The sequence below is a fragment of the Caballeronia humi genome (genome assembly GCF_001544475.1).
GTDB lineage: Bacteria > Pseudomonadota > Gammaproteobacteria > Burkholderiales > Burkholderiaceae > Caballeronia > Caballeronia humi.
On record NZ_FCNW02000116.1, the window covers coordinates 1 to 6,124 of the forward strand.

A 6,124-nucleotide genomic window follows, 5' to 3' on the forward strand; every position below is an offset into this window, starting at 1 on the left:
CAGCGCGGGAAGGGCGCCGAATTGCGCCGGCTCGGGGGTAGCGTCTTCGATGAGATAGAGCATGGAAGGCCATCCGAAAAAAATAAAAACCCGCGACAGGGCACACGTGCCGCGGGTATCGCGTCTGACGCTTAGGCGCTTCAGATCGCGGGGACAGCGGTTGTCAACGCTGCACACGCGGTCTCGATGCGCCGGCACGCGTCGCACAGCGTGGACATCGAAACAGCATACGCGATCCGCACATGGTTCTCCACGCCGAACGCGATGCCGTGCACCACGCCGACATGCGCCGCTTCCAGCAGATAGTTGGCGAAGTCGAGATTGGTACGATGACATCGCCCGAAGGCGTAGTAGCACCTATCGCGCCCGAGCAGTCCACGAAGGCATAGAACACGCCATCGGGTGCATCGCAACGCAGGCCGGGGCAGCGTGCCAAGGTATCGACCACGAATCGCGGCAGGTGCGCAACTCATCGATCCATTCGATCAGGAAATCCGTGCCGCCTTCCAGCGCCGCGAGCGTCGCCGCTTGCGAGATCGTGCTCGGATTCGACGTGCTCTGCGATTGCGGCGTCTGCATCGCGCGGATTAGCCACGCCGGACCGCCCGCAAGCCGATGCGCCAGCCCGTCATCGAATACACCTTCGATACGCGGTTGACCGCGGTTCGACCTGCACGGACGTTTAGAACGGCCCAGCTGTAGCGCAAGGGTTCGTAGATATCGCCCGCCATCACGAGCACATGTTCGTGGCGAGTTGAGGATAACCCAGCGCGTCTTCGGTCCGATGGCAGCGCGCAGATCGTCAGAGCAGGCTCGGTCACCAACAAAGCAACTGCAATGCGAGCTGGCCTGCCGTGCCGTGACCCGCTTGATGCCGCATCTGACGCGAAAGCGCTGCGGCAAGCTCAGATAAGCGAAGCGGAGCGCTCGGCAGCGCCCCCTCGGCGATACAGCCCGAGCGTCGCGACCAGTCCGCAAAAGGCGGCGAAACTCAGCCAGTAGCCCGGCGCGGCTTTGTCGCCGCTGACATCGATCAGATATGTCGACGCGGCTGGCGTAAAACCGCCGAAAACCGCCGTGGCTAGACTGAATGCGAGCGAGAATCCAGCCACGCGAACATTGGCGGGCATGACCTCGGTGAGGGCCGCCACCATTGCCCCGTTGTACATGCCGAAGAAGAATGAAAGCCACAGCAGCACGGCGAGCATACGGCCAAAGCTCGGCGCAGATGAGAGCCATGAAAGCGCCGGGTATGATGTGCAAATGGCGAGCACCCTGATGGCAATGAGAATCGGCTTGCGTCCGATGCGATCCGAGAGTGCGCCGCCAACCGGCAGCCAGAAAAAGTTTGAAATCCCCACGCACAACGTGACAATCAGGCTGTCGGCGGTGGAGAGTTTCAGAACGGTCTTGCCGAAGGTCGGTGTGTAGACTGTGATCAGGTAGAAGGTGGTGGTGGTCATCGCGACGAGCAGCATGCCTGCAAACACCGTGCGCCAGTTTTGCAGCATCGTGGCGAGTACTTCGCGTGCACGTGGATGATGGGTGCGCGCCTTGAACTCGTCGGTTTCCTGCAGGGTTCGACGCAGGAGAAAAATCACGGGCACGATCGCACAACCAATGAAGAACGGGATGCGCCAGCCCCACGCACCGATCTCGGCGCTCGTCAGCCAATGATTGAGCAGATAGAGACAAGGACCGCTCCCGCGCGGACGCTTGGTCGATCGGGAGGAGCATTGTCTTTGTAAGAGTTTGACGGGCGCGTGATCCGCCCCTTCCGCTACGCTTCGAACTCATTCGCCTTCTCGCCTCACTCCCGAAAATTTACGAGTCGCAAATCCAACCTCATGACCGACGACGTGTGATGCGTTGACGGCGTCCTTAAATGCCTTATCCGCCGTAACCTTGATCGACGTTGAGGCTGGAATTGTACTGGTTTCTCGGTTGACGGATTGCGCACGCTCCTTTGGTGCGCGAGCGCCCGTCGAAAGCGAACCGAACCGAATCAGTGGCGCACCGTCTCCTCAGGCGACCGCGCGCGTGACCGCGAAGGATCGCGTCAATCGATGCACCCCTATTGCCTTGGTATCCACGGTGGACCGGCGAGCGCATCAATCAGTTCCTGCTTGTTCATACATCAATCCCATAAAACGAGCGTCCGGAGAAGCGGACAGAACCGCGCAGCGCGACCCCATCCGGGCGCAAATGCGCAAACGGTCGGGAATACGAGCGAATCGAAGGATCAAGCTGGGCGAACACAGTGTTGTCGCGAAGTCGCTTTATGTCAAATCGCAGGCATCTGCCTCAAAGTCAAGATCCCTCGGACCTACTCGCCGGCGGCGAGCGTGTCAAAAACATAGAGGCGGGCAGGGTGCTCGCGAATCGCGGCACGAATGCGCGTGGCGACTGACGTTCGTGCTCTTTTTTGGAGGCGCTCGAACGACGACTGACCAGTCGGCTCATCGACCGTCAGTTCGGCGTCCCAGATGAAGTTGCCCGGCACAGTTCCAACGGCCGACACAACGTCTGGGAACGACTGGTTCACGAGGTTGCCCTGACGCGAGATCAGATCGATTCTGTCGCCGACCTTGCGAACTAGACAGCGGTGACCATCTTACTTCAGTTCAAAGAGCCAGCCGTCGCGGGAGAAGGGCGTTCGCCCCAGCGTGGCCAGCATCAGGTCTTTCGCTTCGATCAGCGGAATGGCACGCACGTCAAGAACAAAAAGATGACTGAGCAACTTATTTGGATATAGAACGAGCTAATTGTGGTAGTTGGCGGCGTGACCTAAGCTCAATCCTGGTGATGCAACCTACGTTTGAAGCGCAATATCGGCCGCGGATGGGGGGAGCCATGGGCACGAGCGAGGCGATGACGACATTCGGATTACTTTGCATCGTCACGGCGATCGTGGGAGGAGGGCTGAAGGTTTTGGGTCACGAATTCCCCCTCGTGGAACCAGCTTTTCGGCAGGTTCTTTTGGCGCTTTTCGGGACGGCGCTGATTATCGCCTGGAACTTTAGCACGGTATCCTAAGTGATTGATAACGCTGTTGACCGTCGGACGTCAGCGCCCAGTTCGCTGCCTGCCGAGCCAGTGACGTCCTCATCGGCGCCAGGCACCTCTGCAGCTATCGACTGTCTCACAGGCAGGTGGAATGTTGTCGTCCAGTCGATATTTGAAAGCAATCTTTCCAGAGCACAAGCAGTTGTCGATGACTACCGCGCATATTACCCAAATTTCCAATTTCAGCTGATGGAGAGTACTGGGCGAACGCCGTACTCACTGGTAATCGGGGTTGGTCTATCACACGCCGAAGCTGAGCGCATTACCGAAGCGGGAAGAATGGCTGGGATGACGCCGTTTCTAACCCCGCAGTATGTTGACGCTCCGAGCTGCGCCGCCTTCTCCGACCAGCCGGCGAATCCATAGTCGATGCAGAGAACAAGGATGGGTCTTCACATGCCGTCGCATCTCAAGTCGCCTGCGCGAAAACCTTCCAGCTTTTCTTCTGGGTGGCGACGTCGGCTTCTTCGTATACAGAACAGTCAAGGCGCAGATCGGTGTCAGTCATCGAAATCTGCAGTATCGCGCAGTGATGGGGCGCTTTCTTCGGTGACTTGCTCGCTTCGAAATGCATGCACGACAAGCACATTCGATGCGTCGGCATCTGCTCCTGCGCTTCGAGCTGACGGATCGTCTTGAGCAGCGTGCGGTAGAGCATCGCCTGTTCGTCGTCCCGCAGCGTGCCGACAGCTTTCGCCAGGAAGTTCGGCCATTGCAGCCCGCGCTTGGCCGCCGTGCGCCCGCGGGCGGTCAGCCGAACCGCGAGGGCGCGGCCGTCGTCGATTGCGCGACGCTTTTCGACGAGACCTTTGCCCTCAAGCGTGCTCACCGCGTCGCTGGTGGTAGCGGCAGTCAGCGCGGTTTCGCGCGCGATCTCGCCCAGCCGCATCGGACCCTTGCGCTGCATCAGCAGCACGAGGATTTCACCCTGCGTCGGGGTGAGCTTCGCGCCTTCCGCCCATTCCCATGCCTGGCTGCGCATCGCAGTGCTCAGACGCAGCAGCCCGTGGGTCACTCTTCCTGTCGCCTGTTCCCCATAAACGCCTTCGGACATAACTTCTCCGCTTTTTATTTGACGAGGACACCACTCTAAGCGACCCGGACGTTGAAGAAGATCGCGTCGACGCCTATTCTTTCAGACTATCGTCGCGAAAAAATCGGGGGCGGATATGCGCGCGAGTCGATTCGCTGAGCACAACGGATGGGAGATCGATGCGGCCCCGACCATTCTGGCCAAGGACCGACTGTTCGTGTCAAGCGCGGTGATCAAGCGCAACGCCGGAGAAAGGTTCGTCTTCACTGACCTCGGCAACCCTGAATACCGATGGCAGGCGCACGAGCGCGGAATTGAGTGGGCCAAGCGCTGGATCGACAACAACTTCGAGGTGGATCGTGCCCGCGTGGGTTCAATCCTCCGTTGAACTGTTTGACTCGTGGTGGCCGTATATCGCCACCGGAGCGGGCGGCATCGCTGCTTTTGGCGGTTTCCTCAAATGGCTCTACGACATAAGGAAGGCAAGAGCGGAAGACAAGGAGCGCACAGAAGCCGCCGCTAAGAAAAACAAGCGCGTGCACATTCCAACCTTCGATGAAGTGGAGCAGGCACTGAAAGAGTATGACCGGTACGAACGGCTTCGCGTTGAACGCCTCAGACGAATTCAATCGCGCGGGACAACGGTCAAGGTAATCACAGAAGAGGACAAGGTCGAGGCTGAGAAATACGCTGCGGAACAACTTGACCTCTCGCCTGCCGCCGCCGGCTTGGTCGCTGACGACTTGCTTTTGCGCAACGCGCAGCGATGGCAGAAGGTGCATCGTCTGCGCACATTGAGGTCATCGATTCCACCGTGGGTAGAGCTTGCGGCAGTGGCATTGGCGTCCATGGGAGTCCTTCTTTACATCGCTTTCGATGGAAATATTGCAGAGGACTATTGGGAGATTGTCCGGTACCGTTTCCAGAGGAATTCGTTAGCCGTTGCGGCGTGTGTGCTTCTTTTGGTCTGCCTTGCAGCTTTGAACTTAATTGAGAAGCATTATGAAAAGCTGTACGAACGACAGCGCCAAGACGGGAGACTTGATGAAAAGGGTATCGAAAATCTCCTAAAGGTCCTTCAGGCGCTCGAAGCAGATGACCGCGCCAAACAAAATATCAAACAACCGCGACATCCGCCGAGCGACAAACTAAACGGCAAAGAAAACGGGGACCCATCGAGAACACGATAAACAATTATGTCAAATTGTGTCAGGAGTGTTCAAATGGAACCGCCGCGGTCACTGACCAATGAATCAGACGACCGTTCGAAAGTTCGATAAATAGATTTATGTAAAATCTAACCGGCAATTGAGGCGCGTCTTGTTGGTCAACGCGGTCGACCATGTCAATTGTTCGCAATCTGCTCTTGCCTGCGCGCGAGCCGAGCCTTCTCTTGACTTGTGCCGTACTCCGCCTCCGCAGCAGAGACAACGCCGGTGATTGCGCCGGTAAGATCCACGCGCATATTGCCTTCGACGAGACAGGTCCAATAGCGCTGGCCGCGACACCAGAGCTTGACGCCGTTACGAGCGTCTCGCTCGCTCAGCCCAAGCGAGGCCGCTCAGCACATCCTTGAGAATCCCAACCTTGAGAGGAACCCTTTGACGCGGGACTGTGTGGAAAGGCGTGCGGAAAATGTCGTTGCAGCGTATTGACCGCGCGCCCGGCCGCGTCAGCAGACGCGCGGACGCTTCGGTGGCTGCTTGATTTCCGTTCCGGCGCCTACTGGCGCTGACGTCAGGCGCGATGCGGCCTTTTTGCCCTTCGCGCCCTGGTTCAGCTGCGCTTTAAGCGCAATGAGCTGTTCGAATCCCACGGTGCATGCCTGAAATCAGGCGCCAAATTTTACCAGTCGTCTGCAAACATCATCGTCTTGAAGCTGAGGCTGAGGCGACAAAGTTGACAAACACGACAAAAGCGATTATTGTTCTGGTATTGTATCTCGCATGAGGCCGAACCATGTCCAAGCCAATGCCCGCCATGGAGTTCCCTGAAATCACCGCTGAAGACGCTCATCGTTTCGAA

General features: G+C 58.1%; 9 protein-coding genes and 2 pseudogenes. 4 read left to right on the forward strand and 7 right to left on the reverse strand.

Annotated features, from left to right (window positions below):
• The first annotated feature begins 242 nt into the window (after positions 1-242).
• Positions 243-389 (forward strand): hypothetical protein, encoded by a 147-nt coding sequence (locus tag AWB65_RS36535; protein WP_159907949.1) that lies wholly within the window; start codon positions 243-245, stop codon positions 387-389.
• Between the two features lie 516 nt (positions 390-905).
• Here AWB65_RS36535 and AWB65_RS33915 read toward each other — a convergent pair.
• The 4 genes and pseudogenes from AWB65_RS33915 to AWB65_RS37705 form a co-directional block, all read right to left on the reverse strand.
• Positions 906-1,688: pseudogene (locus AWB65_RS33915) on the reverse strand (MFS transporter); the annotation flags it as partial.
• 105 nt (positions 1,689-1,793) lie between these two features.
• Complete coding sequence (locus AWB65_RS37485) at positions 1,794-2,009, reverse strand: HU family DNA-binding protein (protein WP_327359562.1); 216 nt, start codon at positions 2,007-2,009, stop codon at positions 1,794-1,796.
• Positions 2,010-2,326: 317 nt separating this feature from the next.
• Positions 2,327-2,602 (reverse strand): annotated as a pseudogene (locus tag AWB65_RS33925) (ATP-dependent DNA ligase); the annotation flags it as partial.
• Between the two features lie 12 nt (positions 2,603-2,614).
• Positions 2,615-2,740 carry a hypothetical protein gene (locus tag AWB65_RS37705; RefSeq protein WP_268808281.1) on the reverse strand — a complete coding sequence of 42 codons (126 nt, stop codon included), beginning with the start codon at positions 2,738-2,740 and terminating at the stop codon, positions 2,615-2,617.
• 131 nt (positions 2,741-2,871) lie between these two features.
• Between AWB65_RS37705 and AWB65_RS36100 the strand changes: the two genes are divergently transcribed.
• Complete coding sequence (locus AWB65_RS36100; protein WP_235008059.1) at positions 2,872-3,036, forward strand: hypothetical protein; 165 nt, start codon at positions 2,872-2,874, stop codon at positions 3,034-3,036.
• A 439-nt stretch (positions 3,037-3,475) separates the two neighbouring features.
• Here AWB65_RS36100 and AWB65_RS33930 read toward each other — a convergent pair whose 3' ends face one another.
• The gene (locus AWB65_RS33930) at positions 3,476-4,120 is read right to left on the reverse strand and encodes a MarR family winged helix-turn-helix transcriptional regulator (protein WP_087671157.1); all 645 of its coding nucleotides are present in this window, start codon (positions 4,118-4,120) and stop codon (positions 3,476-3,478) included.
• 115 nt (positions 4,121-4,235) lie between these two features.
• Here AWB65_RS33930 and AWB65_RS33935 point away from each other — a divergent pair, with 115 nt between their 5' ends.
• Positions 4,236-4,487 carry a hypothetical protein gene (locus tag AWB65_RS33935; RefSeq protein WP_087671158.1) on the forward strand — a complete coding sequence of 84 codons (252 nt, stop codon included), beginning with the start codon at positions 4,236-4,238 and terminating at the stop codon, positions 4,485-4,487.
• Positions 4,459-5,289 (forward strand): hypothetical protein, encoded by an 831-nt coding sequence (locus AWB65_RS33940; protein ID WP_087671159.1) that lies wholly within the window; start codon positions 4,459-4,461, stop codon positions 5,287-5,289. Before AWB65_RS33935 ends, AWB65_RS33940 begins: the two co-directional genes overlap by 29 nt.
• Positions 5,290-5,444: 155 nt before the next feature.
• Here AWB65_RS33940 and AWB65_RS36105 read toward each other — a convergent pair whose 3' ends face one another.
• Together AWB65_RS36105 and AWB65_RS37490 are read right to left on the reverse strand one after the other, a co-directional pair.
• Positions 5,445-5,645 (reverse strand): ProQ/FINO family protein, encoded by a 201-nt coding sequence (locus AWB65_RS36105; RefSeq protein WP_235008067.1) that lies wholly within the window; start codon positions 5,643-5,645, stop codon positions 5,445-5,447.
• Between the two features lie 299 nt (positions 5,646-5,944).
• Positions 5,945-6,124 (reverse strand): hypothetical protein (locus AWB65_RS37490; RefSeq protein WP_235008061.1); only part of this gene is annotated, 180 nt, incomplete at its 5' end.